This window comes from Paenibacillus sp. ACRRX, assembly GCF_022346885.1.
Classification (GTDB): Bacteria; Bacillota; Bacilli; order Paenibacillales; family Paenibacillaceae; genus Paenibacillus_B.
Window position 1 is genome coordinate 65,898 of record NZ_JAKRNK010000009.1, and the last position, 19,474, is coordinate 85,371.

17 protein-coding genes and 2 riboswitches are annotated in these 19,474 nt (G+C 47.4%); all 17 genes read left to right on the forward strand.

Annotated features, from left to right (window positions below; translation table 11 throughout):
* Window positions 1–7: 7 nt before the first annotated feature.
* The 17 genes from MH117_RS21900 (at window position 8) to MH117_RS21975 (ending at window position 19,391) form a co-directional block, all read left to right on the forward strand.
* Complete coding sequence (locus MH117_RS21900) at window positions 8–1,402, forward strand: glycosyltransferase family 2 protein (RefSeq protein WP_239332473.1); 1,395 nt, start codon at window positions 8–10, stop codon at window positions 1,400–1,402.
* 222 nt (window positions 1,403–1,624) lie between these two features.
* Window positions 1,625–1,942: a nucleoside-diphosphate sugar epimerase gene (locus MH117_RS21905; RefSeq protein ID WP_239332475.1), complete on the forward strand. Its 318-nt coding sequence runs from the start codon at window positions 1,625–1,627 to the stop codon at window positions 1,940–1,942.
* Between the two features lie 57 nt (window positions 1,943–1,999).
* Window positions 2,000–2,344, forward strand: a complete 345-nt coding sequence (locus tag MH117_RS21910; protein ID WP_239332477.1) for an alpha-helical endospore appendage domain-containing protein — start codon at window positions 2,000–2,002, stop codon at window positions 2,342–2,344.
* On the forward strand, window positions 2,341–2,709 hold the full coding sequence (locus MH117_RS21915; RefSeq protein WP_239332479.1) for a hypothetical protein: 369 nt from the start codon (window positions 2,341–2,343) through the stop codon (window positions 2,707–2,709). Before MH117_RS21910 ends, MH117_RS21915 begins: the two co-directional genes overlap by 4 nt.
* Window positions 2,706–2,996 (forward strand): hypothetical protein, encoded by a 291-nt coding sequence (locus MH117_RS21920; RefSeq protein ID WP_239332481.1) that lies wholly within the window; start codon window positions 2,706–2,708, stop codon window positions 2,994–2,996. The genes MH117_RS21915 and MH117_RS21920 overlap by 4 nt, the downstream gene beginning before the upstream one ends.
* Window positions 2,997–3,465: 469 nt before the next feature.
* A complete protein-coding gene (locus MH117_RS21925; protein ID WP_239332483.1) occupies window positions 3,466–4,563 on the forward strand; it encodes a CgeB family protein in 1,098 nt (365 codons plus the stop codon).
* Between the two features lie 450 nt (window positions 4,564–5,013).
* Window positions 5,014–5,247, forward strand: a riboswitch (cyclic di-AMP (ydaO/yuaA leader).
* A 74-nt stretch (window positions 5,248–5,321) separates the two neighbouring features.
* Entirely contained in the window at window positions 5,322–5,753 is a 432-nt protein-coding gene (locus MH117_RS21930) for a hypothetical protein (protein ID WP_239332485.1), read from the forward strand.
* Window positions 5,754–5,828: 75 nt separating this feature from the next.
* Window positions 5,829–5,999: riboswitch (cyclic di-AMP (ydaO/yuaA leader) on the forward strand.
* Window positions 6,000–6,333: 334 nt separating this feature from the next.
* Window positions 6,334–6,414 (forward strand): K(+)-transporting ATPase subunit F, encoded by an 81-nt coding sequence (gene kdpF / locus MH117_RS26885; protein ID WP_350338994.1) that lies wholly within the window; start codon window positions 6,334–6,336, stop codon window positions 6,412–6,414.
* Window positions 6,415–6,457: 43 nt separating this feature from the next.
* Window positions 6,458–8,134 (forward strand): potassium-transporting ATPase subunit KdpA, encoded by a 1,677-nt coding sequence (kdpA, locus tag MH117_RS21935; RefSeq protein WP_239332487.1) that lies wholly within the window; start codon window positions 6,458–6,460, stop codon window positions 8,132–8,134.
* Between the two features lie 111 nt (window positions 8,135–8,245).
* On the forward strand, window positions 8,246–10,255 hold the full coding sequence (gene kdpB / locus MH117_RS21940; RefSeq protein WP_239332766.1) for a potassium-transporting ATPase subunit KdpB: 2,010 nt from the start codon (window positions 8,246–8,248) through the stop codon (window positions 10,253–10,255).
* A 181-nt stretch (window positions 10,256–10,436) separates the two neighbouring features.
* Window positions 10,437–11,081: a potassium-transporting ATPase subunit KdpC gene (kdpC, locus tag MH117_RS21945; protein ID WP_239332489.1), complete on the forward strand. Its 645-nt coding sequence runs from the start codon at window positions 10,437–10,439 to the stop codon at window positions 11,079–11,081.
* A 210-nt stretch (window positions 11,082–11,291) separates the two neighbouring features.
* Window positions 11,292–13,628: a histidine kinase gene (locus tag MH117_RS21950; protein WP_239332491.1), complete on the forward strand. Its 2,337-nt coding sequence runs from the start codon at window positions 11,292–11,294 to the stop codon at window positions 13,626–13,628.
* 143 nt (window positions 13,629–13,771) lie between these two features.
* Window positions 13,772–14,872: an acyl-CoA dehydrogenase family protein gene (locus MH117_RS21955; RefSeq protein ID WP_239332493.1), complete on the forward strand. Its 1,101-nt coding sequence runs from the start codon at window positions 13,772–13,774 to the stop codon at window positions 14,870–14,872.
* A gap of 264 nt (window positions 14,873–15,136) precedes the next feature.
* Complete coding sequence (locus MH117_RS21960) at window positions 15,137–16,774, forward strand: spore germination protein (RefSeq protein ID WP_239332495.1); 1,638 nt, start codon at window positions 15,137–15,139, stop codon at window positions 16,772–16,774.
* A gap of 21 nt (window positions 16,775–16,795) precedes the next feature.
* A complete protein-coding gene (locus MH117_RS21965; RefSeq protein WP_239332497.1) occupies window positions 16,796–18,028 on the forward strand; it encodes a Ger(x)C family spore germination protein in 1,233 nt (410 codons plus the stop codon).
* Window positions 18,025–18,273: a hypothetical protein gene (locus MH117_RS21970; protein ID WP_239332499.1), complete on the forward strand. Its 249-nt coding sequence runs from the start codon at window positions 18,025–18,027 to the stop codon at window positions 18,271–18,273. Before MH117_RS21965 ends, MH117_RS21970 begins: the two co-directional genes overlap by 4 nt.
* Window positions 18,270–19,391: a GerAB/ArcD/ProY family transporter gene (locus MH117_RS21975; protein ID WP_239332501.1), complete on the forward strand. Its 1,122-nt coding sequence runs from the start codon at window positions 18,270–18,272 to the stop codon at window positions 19,389–19,391. Before MH117_RS21970 ends, MH117_RS21975 begins: the two co-directional genes overlap by 4 nt.
* Window positions 19,392–19,474 lie beyond the last annotated feature (83 nt).

The window sequence follows — 19,474 nt, forward strand, 5'->3', positions numbered from 1 at the left end:
GAAGAAGATGGCTAATCTTCGACGAACAACTCGCATCAATACGGATCGCCAACCGCGTGCGGTCAAGCGTCAAGCAAGGGGCTTTAGACGCAAGTCCGTGCATGGAAGGCGGGTGCGCTATGAGCGAGGGTTTGCGTATGGATATGCTGAAGGGCTTCGTGCTGGTCAAGAGCAGTATGAAGCCCGGTTGGAAGGCACGAGTATTATTATTCCGAATTTTAATAAGTTAGATCTCCTCCAGCAATGCATCTCCAGCATTCAGGCGTATACGCCAATTCCCCATGAAATCATCGTTGTTGACAACGCGTCAACGGACGGTGCCGCTTCTTACCTCGATTCAATGGCAGGAAAGCTTCGATACTATGTTCACGAGAGCAACAAAGGTTTTGCAGGTGCTGTCAACACAGGGTTGATGATGGCAAAAGGACAGACAATATGTGTGTTAAACAATGATATTGTCGTGACGCCCAATTGGTTGAGTAATTTGCTGCTATGTCTAAATAGTGACCCGAACATCGGGATTGTAGGGCCTGTTACGAACTATATTAGCGGAGAACAACAAATAGAGGTTCCATATACTCGTGTGGAAGATATGCAAGCATTTGCAGCCAAACATAACGTCTCGAATCCGGAACTGTGGCAGCATACTGATCGAATCGTTGGTTTTTGTTTCTTATTTAATCGTGCGTTTTTTGATGCAAATGGCTACTTTGATGAAGGTTTCGAGATCGGAAATTTTGAAGATGAGGATTACGTTGTACGAGCGCTCATAAATGGCCGCAAGCTGGTGGTTGCAAGAGATACATTTATTCATCACTACGGCAGTCAGAGTATGAGGGCACTCGGCGATCAGTTTCAGGTTGTAAATGATAAGAACGCCGCATTTTTTAGCGCTAAGTGGGCTGACCCCCGCGATTGGGTTCGAAAGATGCAGCCACGAATATATGACGGACAAGGAAGCATTGTTCAGCATTTTAGATCCCAATCATTTTATCCGTCGCATGTGGCGGTGACTGGACTTAGCGAGACGGTATATTGGGTGGAACAAGGGGCAAAGCATCCACTGCGGGGACATGTGGGTGTACCTGTAGTCAAATTGTCACAAGTTGACTTACTCGGTTGGCCTACTGGTGACGTGATGGATGCTTCCGCTGCAGAGGCGAAGTGGCATGAACGAGTAGCAGCAGATGGAACGATTCCCGATGGCGGTATGTTTACAACCGAGACAGGCAGATGGTATCAACGTCAAGGGGATACGTACCGCGAGGTCGTTAGCGGACATGCGCTGAGTCGCTGGCAGCTCGAAGGTCGATTAACGCATCGAACAGAGGTTGAACGCCTGCAGCTTCATGAGGGCATTCCTATTATTGCTGCGCCAGTTATTCATGCTTATCATATATAAGGTGAAGGAGCATACCGGTGTCAATGCGCTGGTTATGCTTCTTTGCGCTGCTGTTGAGGAAATTATACTGTACATGCTGGTGATGCTATGAATTGGGCGAATCAGCCGTATGCGAAGCCGTATCAAACGGCATATGTTGTGTATGAGGAAGTTCTGACGTTGTTTGTGCACCAGGTACTATTGCCATAAATAAACTGGTCTGAGAGAAAAGGAGGGACAAACATGCATCCTAATAATGAATCCGTTAATCATGCCGTTAATCATACGATGCAGCACTTGTCACATACGCAGCAGCAGATGGCGCGAGTTCTGGATGCGGAGCGTCATGTAGCCGTTCGCAATTCGCAGGTCATTCATGTCTTGCCCGATACACAGGAATTACTTCACGGAGTAAGGGACATTAAAGAGCAATCGATGGCATTATCCCGCAATTTGATTGCCTATTTGAATGGCATTGCGGAGCTAGAGCATGCTCTTGCTGACCAATTGGAGCAGATTATGATCGAGCTGCAAAATGAGAACGCGCAGGGAGAGGCTTGAGTAGACACTTGTGCGTCTTATAAACGGTGTCTCGATGAGGTGAGGAGGGATTGATGGGTGAGTCGGGAACGTGCGATGACAAAAATGCTGGAGGCTATGGCTGACATGCAGTGGAGCATATCGATGATTCTCGAAGCAAAAGCAATGGAAGCTGAGAAATCCCGCAATTGGATGCTTAATCACTTCACTCACCAGCCAGCAGCGACACCTCATGAACAGATAGAAGAAGCTCTTGAAATCCATGAGCAAGTCATTGAAGTATTAGAAGGACTAACCAAACTGCAGCAGGGCTTGGCTAGAAATATGAAGACGATATTTCATCGTGCGGGTAGCGGAGGACACGGCGATGGTATTTCCGATGGAGCGTTCGGAGAATTTGAACTTGGGGATAGGCTGCAATGAACAATAAAACAAATCAAGCTACTCAAGGGAGCAATGCTGCCTATCATGTGATGTCGACAGCACATGATCATCGTGAAAATGAAGCCAAAGTTGCGATGGTTGAAGCGATCACAAGGAGTCAGATTGCATTGGCGCGGCTGCTTGAGCAGTTGGCAGATGTGTCTGCACATTCGGAGGTGCAAGTAAAACTAATGTACGACAACATTCATTTGCTGTCGCAGCATCAGCATGCTTTATGCCATATGGTGACTGGCTGGAGGCCGCGCAGCCTAAATAAAGGAACCCCCGAAATACCATGGCTAAATCCAGTTTGTCATGTTGAAATATATGGCCCCCAAGGGAGCGCAGGAGGAGAAGCACATTGAAGAAAGACAGCCGCAGCCGAAAGCGTAAGTCCGCTTCGAAGAGAACGAGAAGTAAGCCTGGCAGAGCAGCGTCAAGCCGCTTGCGCGTCAGACGAGCAGGGAAAAGCCGACTAATCAAGCGTAAGGGTGGTATTAAGGCAAAGCGTAAGCGAGGTAGAAGAAGAATGGGATCATCTGGGATCATCTTTAAACAAGGTTATGATGCAGCATACAACGAGGGCTTTAACAGCGGCTTTGCAAAAGGATATGAGGATGGACACCAGTTAGCTTATGCCGGGCAAGTATAGTGGGAAAATAGCCTGATATGTGCCTCGTGCGATATCAGGCTGTTTTTATGGAAGGCTGTGCATAAGGCAACAGCCTTATTTCTATCGATATCGACAAAAGTCCATAAGACAGTCGGTCTAGCGGCATATAGTGATTTGACTGCACACATTATTCGGCACCAGTTGTGATTCGTTGCTAGTTGCTGCTCATGATTGGTACAGGCGGGTGTCGCTAATGTCAAGCGCTGAGGTTTCAGGAACAATCACTTGTCGTTATGAAGGCGAGGAACAGACTAACTTGGTTTGATTGGATGACAAATGAGTAGATAGATGATGATCGTTATGATTTATGAAAGATTGGTGGTTGAATAAGTATGGTGTTGGCCTCGATACAGCCAAAGTTTGGTTGGCTCACGGTCGACAGTAACAACAAAGGAGTGAGGAGATGCCCGGTTCACGCTCACGGAGGAAATCATATCGACACAGACGCGTGACATCGATAACCGTTGCTCGCAGGCGTGGACGATTACGCGGTCTGCATGAAGGATACCAGGATGGATACCTTCGTGGCCGTGCGGATATGCTGGTGAAGACCATACGCCCGCAAATTCCTCATCGACCTATACATGTCATGTACGTTACCTCAGGCAAGGGCTTCCCATACTCTCCAATTGATGATGCGTTAGTCAGCACGCTTCAGGAGATGGTGGGGAAGGTGACGGTCATCGGGCCGAGAGATGCCGTTGCAGCTTCGGCGGCCTCCTTAAGGCCGGATATTATCATCGCCTTGGATGGCATGGAGCTTCCAATCGGCCAGCTTGATGAACTGCGGGCAGCAGGCATTCGCACAGCCGTATGGCTGACGGACGATCCGTATTATACGGATATGATGTCTGCTATCGTGCCGCATTACAGCGATGTGTTTACGTTAGAAATCAACAGTGTCAGCTATTATCAATCTATTGGCTGTCCCAGTGTTCATTACTTGCCGTTTGCGGTGTATCCAGGCCATTTTTTGCCGAAGACAACACCTACACCGGGGCGCCGCGATGTTTGTTTTATAGGTTCAGCCTACTGGAACAGAGTACGTTTTTTCGAATCGATTATAGATCGAATGATGCAGTATAACGCATACTTTTCAGGCTTGTGGTGGGATCGACTGCCACAGTTTAGCTCCTATACGGGCAAGATTGATCTTGGTCGTTGGATGACTCCGCAAGAAACAGCTGATATGTACAACATGACCAAAATTGTCATCAATATGCACAGATCTCACGATGACGAGACGGTGAACAGCAATTCCAGTCAGATTATTGCCTCCTCTCCGAACCCAAGGACGTTTGAAATTGCTTGCTGCGGCACACTGCAATTGACAGACATTCGCAGTGATCTAGCTAGCTTTTATACCCCTGGTATCGAGATTGTGACCTACCAATCGCCTGATGAGCTGCTTGCAAAGATGGAGCATTATTTGCACCATGAAGGAGAACGGCGTGAGATTGCGCTGCGCGGGCTTGAAAGAACGCTGCGTGAGCATACGTATGCCAATCGGATGAATCAGCTTTTGGGTACTCTTTTTGGCTACTGATGTTCCCGCGGATCCCAAAAAATTACATGAGACAGCCGCTTGAACGTACTCGATTCAGGCGGCTTTAGTGTATGCGCTGATATAGCCATACGAAAAGGCAGTGTAGTCTAAATCCCGCCTATGCATGCCTTATGCAAACGCATCAAAGCGAGCTATGAGCTGTAAATGGAAGCTTGAACAGGACACGAGTAATAGATTAATCATGACAGAAATTTTGCCAAGAAAGCGATTAAATCCATATTGTTATCGAAATTACTTTAAAATGCTACTGTTATCCAATCGAATGAAGATAATTAAAGATATGACGAGTAAATGATAGGATTTGCGATGATTGATTATGATTATATCCAGCATTTGGTCATGCTTGGAACAATATGAACGTTCGAATTGATTTACATACATACATAAAAAGGCGTAAGATTCAGTTCATCGACGACAACAATATCCGTTGCGTCTTCATCGCTGAGTTCCGCCGGAAGGCGGGAGCGGGGGAACCACAATGAGAAGGCAAATCCGTCATAACAACCGATTGCGGCTGAATTAGATTGATTTGCGTTCAGGGGGTGAATCCGGTAAAGGTTATATCCATGCTAAATGTTAGGGGATGTCACTTTGCAACCGGTAGGGCGACTCTTCGATTCCGAACCCGACAGCTAACCTCGTAAGCGTCCGAGGAGAGGCGCGCTAGACCGATTTGCGCATACTGACCAACCTCTACCCGAATGATGAAAGTAACGGACTTCAGGAGGTATGGTGAAATGCAAGACACGGACCGAATCGTTACCGTATTCGCTCCGAACACGATGGGGGCTGACTTTGTCCGCCAACTGCGCGGCGCAGGCTTGCCAGTGGCAGCCATCAGTAACAATGTGAGATGTTCGGCAAGAATGGAGAAACTTGGTGTCAAGCACATTTGGCACGTAAACACATCTCGGACCAAAGCAGCCGAGATTCCGTTATTACCAGTTGGACGTATATACGTATTCGAGCAAAGCTTTGCGCTGACTTGCCGTCTGCTGCAGCAATGCCGAGCATGGACGTACGACCCGATTACGGTCATAACTAAGCAGCATTTTCCACGTTCCATTTACCGCCTGCTAGGCGCGGATATGGTTGTGTACACGCAGTCGGATCAAGTATCCTTTCTGCTGACCGAATTGATTTACAGCGAGCAGCGTTCAACCGTATAGCTGCACCAGTAACTTATTTACAGCAGGTTCTGGTGCGATCAGTTCGAACGGCTCGACTAATTGATAAGCTTTGGGCAATGCTCATCGCTGAATCCCTGAGAAGGGAACGGGGGACCCAATGTTAGAGCACAGTGCTTCGAAAGTGGAGAAGCTGCTGTGCGAGGGGTGAATCTTGGCCTTTGGCCAGTAGGGCGACTCATGCGCCCGAATCCGTCAGCTAACCTCGTAAGCGTCCATAGAGGCAGCCTTATTTCGTTGTGGAGATTCGCAGCTTGCGTTTTATTTAGCTGCGTGTTAAGAAGCCGCACGGAAAGGGATCCTCTTTCCGTGCGGCTTTTTGTGTTGTCTTTTAACATGCTGCAAGGTAAAGCACCGTCTCTGAAGGGTGAGCACATCTTAGCACCAAGGCTCAAAGGAGGAGTTGGCATATGTTCGATGTCATTATGCTTGTATTAATTGTATTGTTAGGCGTCGTAACGTATGGGGTGCTGTCCTGGTGCTCCACAGAAGTTGATCATTAGTCATGGCTAATGCCATGAACATCGCACGGGCTGACTCGTGCATATAGAGGTGAACAAAGATGATTATCGTGCTTGGTGTACTGGTAGGGGCACTGTTTCTCTATCTGGGATACGCACTTGTAAAGCCAGAGAAATTCTAGGGATACGACTTCCTTGTAAATAGTTGAAAGGTGGAACACAAAAATGACAGGTTTAGGTTGGTTGTCTATTGGCATTACATTACTTATTGTATTGGTGTTGGCACGTCCGGTCGGCATCTATTTATCTCGTGTATTTGATAGCGGTGGAAAGCCGCTGCCGATGGATCGAGTGCTTGGTCCAATTGACAGAGGTTTATTCAAATTGTTTGGCATCCGAGAGACCAACCAGAGCTGGAAAGCCTATGCAGGTTCGTTGGTGCTAAGCAACGTGGTCATGATTGTGATCACTTATGCAATATTCCGGCTGCAAGGAGTGCTGCCGCTAAATCCGAGCGGCATTGCAGGCATGGAACCTTCGGTTGCGTTTAATACAGCGATCAGCTTTATGGCAAATACGAATTTACAGCACTACAGCGGAGAAACAGGGTTATCCTATCTCTCACAAATGATCGGCATTATTTTCTTGATGTTTACCTCGCCGGCAACTGGTCTCGCCATTGTATTTGCTTTTATGAGAGGTCTGGCAGGCAAGCCACTTGGCAACTTTTTTGTGGATCTAGTTCGCTCGATTACGCGTGTCCTGCTTCCGATTGCGGTAGTGGCAGGCATTATATTCGTTGCGATGGGTGTTCCGCAGACGCTCAGCCCGACGGAGACGGTAACAACAGTACAAGGTGCAGAGCAGCAGATCGCACGGGGTCCTGTCGCTTCATTATTGTCCATTAAAGAGCTGGGCAACAACGGGGGTGGTTTCTTCGGTCCGAACTCGACGCATCCATTCGAGAATCCAAATGCACTCAGTAACACGCTGCAAATGATTCTAATGATGCTGGTAACGACTTCCTTGCCGTTTGCATACGGAAAAATGGTCGGGAATGCGAAGCAAGGCAGGGTATTGTTTGTGGCGATGTCCGTCATGTTTATCACGATGCTGGGCCTCTCCCTTACTTCTGAGCATGTGGGTAATCCGATGATGCATCAGCTTGGCATAAATGGCCCGAGCATGGAAGGCAAAGAACAGCGGCTTGGCATGGTGCAATCTTCTTTGTATTCCGTCGTCACGACAGCTTCCGAGACAGGAGCGGTTGCGACCATGCATGATACGCTTACACCGCTCGGTGGACTTATACCGATGGCTAACATGATGCTGAATACGGTGTTTGGCGGTATCGGCGTGGGATTTGTCAATGTGTTGATGTACGCCATGATTGCCGTATTTTTGTCCGGCCTGATGGTTGGGCGTACACCGGAGTTTCTGGGACGGAAGCTTGAAAGTCGGGAAATGAAGCTAATCGCAGTCACGTTGATCGTGCATCCATTGCTCATTCTTGTACCAACTGCGATTGCGCTCATTGCTTATCCTGAGACGATATCGAATCCAGGCTATCATGGTTTGTCACAAGCTTTGTATGAGTTTACATCGTCTGCTGCCAACAACGGCTCAGGCTTCGAGGGACTTGGCGATAACACGTTGTTTTGGAACATTGCCACAGGGATTGTAATGTTCTTCGGCCGTTATATTTCGATGATTACATTGCTTGCTGTCGCGGGGTCTATGGCAAGAAAACGGCCTGTTCCCGCAACAAGCGGTACATTTAGAACCAATACAGCGATGTTTGGAGCGATATTCGTCGGAACGGTTCTTATCGTAGGGGCATTAACGTTCTTCCCGGTCATTGTGCTTGGACCTGTGGCGGAGCATCTAACGTTGTGGAAATAATGTGTACGGCTTAAGAGGAGGAAGAAAGACATGAAAACGGTTCAGTCCACGAATTCGTCGGTTCCGTATGACACGGAAAGCGGACGTTCTCATATAAAAGCGCAAAAAGGTATGTTTCAAGCTGCATTAGTCAAAAAGGCATCTATCGATGCACTGCGCAAGTTTAATCCGAAGCAAATGGTTAAAAACCCAATGATGTTTATTGTAGAAATCGGATTTGTCATCACATTGTTCTTAACCTTAGTTCCAGATGCGTTTGGATCACCTGTCGCTCGGTGGTACAACGGATCAGTGAGCTTTATATTGTTTATTACAGTATGGTTCGCCAACTTTGCGGAAGCTCTGGCAGAAGGGCGGGGTAAGGCTCAAGCGGACTCCTTAAAGCAAACCAAGAAAGATATGTGGGCGAACAAAGTGACAGAATCAGGCACGGTTCGTGTATCCTCTGCAACGCTGCGTAAAGGAGACCTTATTATTGTCCGTGAAGGAGAGACCATTGCGGGGGATGGGGAAGTTATTCAAGGCTTGGCATCAGTTGACGAATCTGCAATTACAGGCGAGTCGGCACCAGTGTTAAAAGAAGCAGGAGGCGACTTCTGCTCTGTGACAGCAGGCACGCGGGTCGTAAGTGACTGGATTCGTGTTCGTATCACGAGCGATCCGGGCGAATCGTTCCTTGACCGAATGATCGCGCTTGTTGAAGGTGCTGAACGGCAAAAGACGCCAAATGAGTTGGCGCTGCACACCGTACTGATTAGTCTAACCCTTATTTTCTTGATTGTAGTGGTAACACTACCTTTCTTTGGACAGTATTTGAACATTGAACTAAATGTAGCTGAACTTATCGCCTTACTAGTTTGCTTGATTCCAACAACTATCGGGGGGCTGCTGTCTGCGATTGGGATTGCGGGTATGGATCGTGTTACACGCTTTAACGTCATTGCGACTTCAGGGAAGGCAGTAGAGGCTTGCGGCGATATTCATACTATTATTTTGGATAAAACGGGTACGATCACCTATGGAAATCGTCTTGCTTCCGATATGTATGCGGTTGGGGGCGGTTCAAAAGAAGAGCTTGGACGCTGGGCAGCGGTATCCTCTCATCTGGATGAGACACCGGAAGGACGTTCTGTTGTCGAATGGGTAAATAAACAGGGTTGGAGCTACGACACTCAGCTGAGTGAACAAGGTGAGATTATTCCGTTTAAGGCGGAGACACGTATGAGCGGCATTGATCTGACGGATGGTCGCAAAGTGCGCAAAGGCGCCGTAGATTCAGTGAAGCGATGGGTGAAAGAGAAAGGCGGATCTATTCCTGTTGATTTAGATGCACAGACCGAAGCGATTGCGGCAGCAGGTGGAACGCCGTTGGCAGTTGCAGTCGATCATCATATTTATGGTGTGATTTATTTGAAGGATACAGTGAAGCCAGGCATGCGCGAGCGTTTCGAGCAACTTCGTCAGATGGGGATTCGTACGGTGATGTGTACAGGCGACAACCCGCTGACAGCTGCTACGATTGCGCGGGAAGCGGGTGTAGATGATTTTATCGCAGAGAGCAAACCAGAAGATAAGTTGGCGCTTATTCGTCAAGAGCAGGCGGCGGGCAAGCTGGTTGCAATGACGGGTGACGGCACAAATGATGCGCCAGCCTTGGCACAGGCAGACGTAGGGATTGCGATGAACAGCGGTACAACAGCTGCTAAAGAGGCTGCTAATATGGTCGATCTCGATTCTGATCCGACCAAAGTTATCGAAGTCGTTGCTATTGGGAAGCAGCTGCTGATGACACGTGGTGCCTTGACTACATTTAGTATCGCAAATGACGTAGCCAAATATTTTGCGATCATACCTGCTTTATTTATGCTTGCGATCCCGCAGCTTTCTGCTTTGAACATCATGGCATTAAACTCGCCGATGTCAGCGATACTGTCTGCGCTCGTATTTAATGCGATCATTATCCCGCTCCTGATCCCACTGGCCGTGAAAGGGGTAGCATACAAGCCAATGAGCTCAGAGAAGCTGCTTGGTCGCAATATGCTGATCTATGGACTAGGCGGACTGATTGCACCGTTTATAGGAATTAAGGCTATTGATATGGTGCTTGGAATATGGATGTAACTTCTCAATCAGCTAACGGATGTGCCGATAAGATGGCAAGCTGATATTAAGCGGATTAAGAATGATTTGGCAAACAAGCTGCATAGTTACGTTCGTTAATAAGCAAATAAGAATAAGCAAACAGGCAAATTGAGCAGCCGATCAGTTTAAAGTTTTAGGCATTTAGAAAGGGTGTATTTACATGAGTTCACATTTACAACAGTCAGATCATACAGATTCTCCCGCCGATAATGGCGGGGGCATCAGCACCATCATCCGTACAAGTTTCGGCTTGCTTGTGTTATGCGGGTTGATATATCCCCTCTTGATGACGGGAATAGCACAAGCTATTTTGCCGAAAGAAGCAAACGGCAGCCTCATTTATAATGCCAAAGGGCAAGCGATTGGTTCCGAGCTGATTGGTCAGACTTTTACAGAACCACAGTATTTCCATGGACGTGTATCAAGCATTGACTATAACGGAGTAGGAGCTGGGTCACCGAACTTTGCGCCTTCCAATCCAGATTTGAAGGCACGAGTAGAACAGTTTGCAGCAGATTGGAGTAAGAACAACCCTGAAGTGCCGCTGTCAAAGGTGCCTGCTGATTTGGTGACGAATTCGGGTTCGGGTCTTGATCCGCACATTTCCCCGGAGGCGGCGCAAGCTCAATTACCACGGGTTGCAAAAGCTGCCGGCTTGTCCTTAGAGGAGGTACAGCACCTAGTAGATAAGTATACCGAGTCTGCTGATCTGGGTATTTTCGGTGAACCGCGTGTGAACGTGCTGCTGTTAAATTTGGCGGTTCAAGGAGAAATGAAGGGCGATACAGCGCGTATAGAGGGTTAGAAGGAATAGATGTGAAACATGAAAGCGACATAGAATAAAAAACATATAGAAAATATAAAAGATATTCAAGATGAAAAAGGCACAGATATTCATGCTTTGCGTGTATAGACGCAGGGGTTCAATTGAAGGATTATATGGAGCTCATTCCTCATTCATACTTTTGGAATAAAGGAATGTTATAGTACAGGCTGCGGTTCGGGAGGGATGAGGATGAAAGAAAGTGATGCTTATCGTAGACGCTCACCAGAAGTGCTGCTTCAGCTTATTGAACAGATGCAGCGAGGCAGGTTGTGTATTCTCGTGGCGGTAGCAAGCGGTGCGGGCAAGACAACACAGCTTGAACGCGAGGGACAAGAGCGAATCAAGCAGGGGCTGGAAGTAGCCTGGGCAACGTCTTCGCCTGAGCAGGAGCCTGCGTCATCTCTCATTTCCCGTATTCCTTCTATAGAATGGGAATGGAATGGACAGCGGATGGAAGATTTGGATATGACTCAAATTCAAGCGGGTTCACCGGATATCGTCCTTGTGGACGGCTTAGCTCAGCCGAATCGGTCGGGGGCAGAGCGTGCTACACGGCTGGAGGACGTCCGATATTTGCTTCAACTGGGCATCAGTGTTATTGCTACGATGAACGCATATGAAGATGAGCGTGTAAGCGAACAAGCGAAAAAAATGACGGGAATCGATGCGATTTGGACCATTCCTGGCGATGTGCTCAAGGAGGCAGACGAAGTCCGCCTCCTTGACGTGTCTGCAGAATCGTTGATTGAACGGCGGCAGCATCATCGAGGCAGAGGAAAAGAGGCACGTGCCAGCACACGCAAAGAGCTTGTATCTGAGCGAAGCCAGCTGAGCATCCTCCGTGAATTGGCGCTGCGGACGCTTGCAAGTGATGTCAACGGATCATTGGAGCAGCACCGGCAAGAGCTTGGATTAAGTGGTCCTTCCGGTGTTGCAGAACGTATTCTTGTGCTGGCGCAGTATGGATGGAACGGATCTATTCATGTCAGAAGGGGACATCAGATATCCAAACGATTGAACGGAGAACTGTTTATTATTTCATTTGTACATCCGAAGAAAGCACTTACCCCTATACAGACGACATTCAGGCGTTCACTCAAAAAGCTGGCAGCCAAGCTTGGTGCTTCATGGGAGGAAACAGCCTCCTCATCCAGAAGCGGCATGGCTCGACTGCTTGCGCGATACGCATGGGAGCACGGCATGACCCGGATTATACTAGGTCATTCGCGGCAAACTCGCTGGCAGGAGTTCTGGAACGGTTCTCTAATTAATGGCTTGCTGAAAGAGGTTGAGCACACGGATTTGTTTTTTGTCGCTGACCGTTCGATGAAAGAGGGGGAGCGAATCCTTCCAGTACGCTCTCAATCCAGTCATTCCCATCCTCCTTTTAAACGCTGGACACAGGCTGAACTGTTAGCGAAGGCTGACGGACTTCGACGTGGACGATTTAAGATCATTATCGGTGCGGCTCCAGGAGTCGGGAAAACGTATAAGATGCTGCAGGAAGGCAATCGTCTGCTCGAACAAGGGGTAGATGTTGTGATTGGCTTGCTGGAAACGCATGGACGGAAGGAGACAAAAGCCCAGATTAACCAGTTACCTCTTATACCAAGAAGCAAGATCGCATATAACGAACGGTTCCTAGAAGAAATGGACACAGAGCGATTGCTGCAGCTGAGGCCCGAACTTGTTCTGGTAGATGAACTGGCGCACACGAATATGCCAGGTAGTCAACACGACAAGCGCTATGAAGATGTCCTGCAGTTGCTTGAAGCAGGCATATCTGTCATGACAACAGTCAATATTCAGCATATTGAGAGTCTGAACGATGCCGTGGAACAATTAACAGGCGTGCGAGTAAGGGAAACGGTGCCAGATGGCGTATTACGGCTTGCGGATGAGATGGAGTTGATCGACGTCACTCCTCATACGATTCAGGAGCGAATGCGGAGCGGCTTGATCTACTCCGCAGATAAAGTGAATCAGGCGTTAGATCATTTTTTTCGAACGTCTAATCTGATCGGCTTGCGTGAGCTCGCCTTACGCGAAGTTGCGGACGATGTTGACGAGCGACTGGAATCATGGGAGCGAAGGGCATTGCTGCGGGGGCCCTGGCGCCGACAGGAAGTAATCTTCGTCTGTATTGAGCCAAATACGCAAGCGGAGCGGCTCGTAAGACATGGATTCCGTATTGCACATCGGCTTAAGGCGGAATTGTTTGTTGCTTGCCTGCCTATTATGGGGCGAAGCAAGATCGAGGAAAAAGGGATGAAATCGATTAAGTCGCTGGCAGAGCGGCTAGGTGGTACATTTGAGATGTACCATCCTGTATTACGCAAACAATGGGCGAGTACGGCCGTAAAGCTTGCGGATGCACAGCTTACGACACAGCTTATCGTTGGATTGCCAGGGAGAAAGCAGCGGAGAATGGAGCGTCAACAAATGAAAATGCTGATGCGTCTGTCTCGGCATATGGATGTGCTCGTCATGAACGAGATCGAATGGGCGAAAGGGAAGCCAGGATAAACGGATCGTTTTCAGTTTGCGGGAGTGGTCTTACAGCAGTTGTAAAAGGTTATATTCAAGGTGAAAATAATGGTAGAATAATCATAGATTAGCCTTGATATTCATTCTAGGATAGAGCCTATTTACAACTGAGAGGTGGAAGCATGAACAGAGCAGCACAGCTATGGAGCAAGAATGAGATTGATTGTATTCGCGAACGAGCGATCCATATGGAGAAGAACGGCACGGTTGATGACCAATTTCTAGATTGGATTAGAGACCGTGGTTTGTTTAAGATGTTTGTTCCAGAGCAGCTTGGCGGCAGGATGGCTGATCTGCCTGAGGCGCTGCGGATATTTGAAGAGTCTGCATGGATAGATGGCAGCTTTGGATGGACTGTAACGATTGGGGCAGGTGGTGGATTCTTTGTGCCTTTTATGGAGCCGGGCGTGTGCCAATCGTTGTTCAGTGAACCTGCGGCGGTCATTGCAGGAAGCGGCTATCCATCAGGCCGTGCCACAGCAGTCGAGGGCGGTTATAGGGTGAGCGGCACTTGGAAGTATTGCAGCGGAGCAAGGCATGCAACGATGTTTACGGCAAATGCACTTATTGAAGGTGCATCCGATGATGCGGAATCAGCAGATGCTTCGCCTGTGATGAGGGCTTTTACATTTATGCCTGATCAGGTTCAGATCGAATCGGATTGGGATGCATTTGGGCTTAAGGCTACAGATAGCCATACGATTCGGGTTGAGCAGGCATTTGTTCCAGCTGAGCGTACATTTAGCCTAGTGGAGCCATATGGTGCTTATCAGCATCCTACGTATCGTTATCCGTTCCCTGCATTTGCAGCAGCTACTTTTGCGGCTGTTGCACTTGGTATTGGACGGCACTTTTTGGATGAGGCGGAGCGTATGGCAGCTGGAAGCCGAGATGCTTGGCATGCAGTGAAGCCGGAACGTGTTGCCTTTACGGAGCAATTGATTGCGGAAGGACGCTGCGCTTACGAGGAAGCGGCACGAAAATTCATGTTTCATGTGGACATGTCATGGAGAGAGCTTAAAGAACTGGGAACTGTGACGGAGGAGTCGGAGCGTGAAGTTAGTTTGCAAGCGAGGGCTGCGGCGCAATCGATCAGAGCGGCAGTAGACAGTATTTTTCCATACATGGGTATGGGCGCGATTATGGAGCATTCAATGCTTAATCATATTTGGCGTGATCTGCATACAGCTTGCCAGCATACATCTCTTGTGTCGTTTCAGTAACGAGATGGTAGGAGTTGCAATAGCATTATATAGTTGAGCGGGTATTAATACGGTGCCGAGCACCCTTTTACCGCGATGAAAGAGAGACTCTTTTATCGTTGTGAAAGGGTGTTTTTTTGTTCACTAAAAAGACGGTGTAATGCCTAATTATTCACCTTTTCAGCAGGAGATATGTATTACGGCGAATGAATGAATGTTCATTGGGGAATACCAAAACAAAAATAAGGGAAACCAGCCCTCATAAACAAGGAGTGAAGACTTCAGATGCGAGATGAATCAGGTACACATAGGTCCATAGATGGCACAGGTGACAGCTCGCAAGTCTACTCTCCTCATCAGAATGCGGGAGGTACACCGTCACAAGGCGGCAAGCCGCTCGGCGATAAGTTGTCTGACAACATCCGCAGCATTCGTGCAGCACTTGGCGACAGTACAGATCTGGTTGTGCGAGAGATGAAAGTAGGACGCAAACGTGAATGGGATATCTCTTTTATTTTTATAGATGGTCTAATAAGCGCTACATTGGTCCATTACTTGATGGATTCATTTGTAGAACGAATGGAGATTGCAGTCGAGCACTATCCGCATCCGAAACAAATTGGCTTTGACACGTGGATTCGTTACGTAGGTATAACAACTGGTGATGTGCAGACGTTCCATCATGTCCCAGCGCTCTTGAGCGCTCTTATTGATGGCAAGACGGTCATCTTGATTGACGGATTGGCTGACGGTATCAGCGTATGCACGTTAGGTTATGAACATCGTGCCGTTAATGAGCCTACTTCCCAGACTGTCATTAAAGGTCCGCAAGAGGCATTTACCGAGACGCTGCGCGTGAACACTGCTTTGCTGCGCAGACGTATCAAGCATCCCGATCTCCGGCTGGAGTCATTGGAACTGGGCAAAGTAACCAAGACTGCCATTGCGATTATGTACATTGAACATATCGTAGATCAGGATGTCCTAACGGAACTGTTTGAGCGTGTCAAGCAGATCGATATTGACGGTGTGCTGGAATCCAACTATGTAGAAGAATTCATTCAAGATGGAGTGTTAAACATTTTCCCTACCGTCAACAATACCGAACGGCCGGATACCGCATCTGCTGCTTTGTTGGAGGGACGGGTCATTATCATTATTGACGGATCACCATTTGTATTAATTGTACCTTCATTATTCTCAGAAATGATGCAGTCCGCTGAGGACTACTATCATCGTAACGATTATGGATTGACGAGACTGCTGCGATTTGTTTCCTTTGTAGCGACACTGCTCACACCAGCCGTCTATATTGCACTGACGACATTTCATCAAGAGATGATTCCCACCTCCCTTTTGATTAGTCTTGCTGCTCAACGAGAAGGTGTACCCTTCCCTGCATTTGTGGAGGCGATGGTGATGGAGTTTGTTTTCCGGCTTCTGTATGAGGCGGGAGTGCGGATGCCGCGGGCTCTTGGAACCGCGATTTCAATCGTTGGTGCGCTTGTACTTGGACAAGCAGCGGTCGATGCAGATCTAGTCTCTCCCGTAATGGTGATTATCGTCTCCGTGACTGCGATTACTAGCATGATCTTTCCGAATGCAGAGATAGGTCTGTCTCTGCGTACGCTGCGTTTTGTATTTATGGGGCTAGCGGCCGTGTTTGGATTTTACGGCTTGTTTGTCGGAATTATGGTGCTTGTGCTCTACATGTGCAATATGGAGTCGTTCGGTAAGCCGTACATGTCGCCATTTGCCCCGTTTCATAGTTCCGATCAGAAAGATGCATTGTTTCGTGTCCCCATCTGGATGATGCGTAAGCGTCCGGTGAGCATGAATACGAATCAGTACCGTCGTCCACCAGAGTCAAACACGATTCCGAAACAGTCAGAGCGGTATAAGAGAATGAAAGACAATCGTTAGTAATAAAAGGAGGGTTCTGCAATGTCACGGCAAGTGGCTCCGCTGGGCAGAAGAACGACTGCAGCCATTGTTCTCATCATTATGACCTTGGTGCTGACATCTTGTTGGAACCGAAGAGAGCTGAATACGCTTGGGATTGCGCTTGCTCTTGGCATTGATAGCTCACCAGATGGAACGGTAAAAGTAAGTGCACAAATTGCAAACGTAAGTGCAATCGCAGCTAAACGCGGGAATCGGACCGCAGCTCCGGTGATTGTCATCCAAAAGACGGGGCGCACGCTTGTAGAAGCATTACGCAAAATGACGACAGAACTGCCGCGTAAAGTTTACTTATCTCACATGCGTATGCTTGTTATAAGTGAGGAAGTGGCAAAGCAAGGCATAAGCAGATTGCTCGATTTATCGCGTGATCATGAAATGCGAGGCGATTTCTACTTAGTTATTGCGAAGGATACAACAGCCAAGCATGTGCTTGAAATTATTTCACCAATGGAACCGATGCCTGCGCAGAATCTGTACTCCTCCCTAGAGATATCGGAAGTGAGCTGGGCACCTACCAAAGGGGTGTTGATGAACGATTTCATTCAGCAAACATTAAAACCTGGTATTAACCCGGTACTCCCTGGGGTGATGGTCACCCATCCTGATTCAAAAGAAAACAGCGTAGAAAACATTAACAAGTCCTCGGATTTTACGATGAATACATATACCACTCTAGGGGTATTTCGAAACGACAAGCTTATTGGGTGGCTCAATGAATCGGATAGTAAAGGCTACAATTATATAAGAGGCAATGTCAAAAGCTCGATCGGTGTCATCCCTTGTTCGAAGGAAGGGAACATTGGGATTGAGATAATGAAGAGCAGCAGCCATATTAAAGCAAAATTTGAAAACAATCAACCGGTCATTTATGGGCAGGTGAAGCTGGACGTCAACATTTCAGACGTATCGTGTAATAAAGACATTACGAACATTGAATATATGAAGGAACTTGAAATGGAACTGGAGCAGAGCCTGTTAGTCATGCTAAAAAATGTTGTCTCCCATGTCCAGCAAAAATATAAATCCGATATATTCGGCTTTGGAGAAGCCATACATCGGAGTAATCCTAAGTATTGGAAAAAGATTAGATCTCAATGGGTGGACATTTTTCCCACTGTTCCTGTGAAGCTGACCACACGTATCCAGATCCATCAGACGGGTACACAGAGTAATACGTACATGAATTACCAAAGTAAGGAGATGAGGCCGTGAATGTAAACATTATTGCCGTGTTGGTCGCAGCTTTGATATTCATATGGATTGAGATGCCGCGGCTATCACCCAAACCACGTAAGGAAAAAGTCGTATTCTGGTTATTGTATGCGTGTAGCTTTGCGTACATGGCTTTATACGCTTTACATATTCCGTTGGCTAACCCGAATGACTTGATTGTCAGAGCATTTAATCCGATCAGCCAAATGGTTGTCGACCCACTTGAAAGGATGGAGCGAAAATGAAAAAGGATATGATCGGCGTCAGACAGATGATGTGGTTAGTCGTGTTGTTTACAGTAGGCTCATCCGTATTGTTTGTGCCTTCCGCCGCGGCCTATCATGCTGAGCAGGATGGTTGGATTGGAACGATTATGGGTGTGGCAATAAGTATTGTTGTGGCGTGGGCGTATTTAAGATGGATTGGTAACCACAGCCATATGACCGTATTTGAGCGATTTGAGCACGCTTTTGGCAAATATGTTGGGAATACGCTGGTTATGGCTTACGGAATTATCTCATTCCTTTGCGGGACCTCTTCGCTTGTTTATTATTCAGGCTCCTTCCTTGTGACGCAGATTATGCCGGAGACGCCCCGTGAAATATTGCAAATTATATTTGCGATCCCCATTCTATTAGGGATACGATTGGGTCTGCGCGCCGTATGCAGAGCGGGGGAAATATATTTTGTGATTGTATTTACTATGTACGTAGCCATGATCATGTTTGCTGTACCTAACGGTGATTTAGATAACCTTTTGCCCTTGCTGGAGGCCAACGTAGCAGCATATACCCGAACAGCCTTCCATTATGTTGCGTACACGGTATTTACATTTTTTGCATTTTGGACCTTGTACCCTCGTATTCAAGGTGACGACAAGAGCAAGCGTCGTGCGATCATTGCTGGTACTGCTATTAGTGGGTGCTTGTTAACGATTATTACGTTGGCTTGTATTTTTGTGTTGGGATGGGAGAACACAGCGAGATCCAGTTTTCCAAGCTATATGCTGGTACAGCGTATTAATATTGGCAACTTTATTACGCGTATTGAAGTGTTTATGGCCTTTTTATGGCTGACTACGCTTTATTTTAAAAGCTTTATTTACTTTTATTTTGGGCTTAAAGCTTTTAAGCACGTTATGAATGTAGATGATGAGAAAATATATGCGCTGCCCTGGATGGTTATATGTTTGGTGTGGTCGTTTATTATGTATTCTAGTGCGTCCTATCAGATCTGGTGGGATTCTCGTATTTGGCCAAGTGTAAGTTTAGTGTTATTTATGGTGATCCCGCTTGTGATGATTCCGTTGGAAAAAATACGCAAGCCAAAACAGGCAGGGGATTCTTCTATGAATGCAGCATAGTATATGTGTATTTTTGTATTTAATAAAATGTACGCTTGTATGAGGTTCATGAGTCGTGCCGGCAGCTGGGGAGGACTAATATA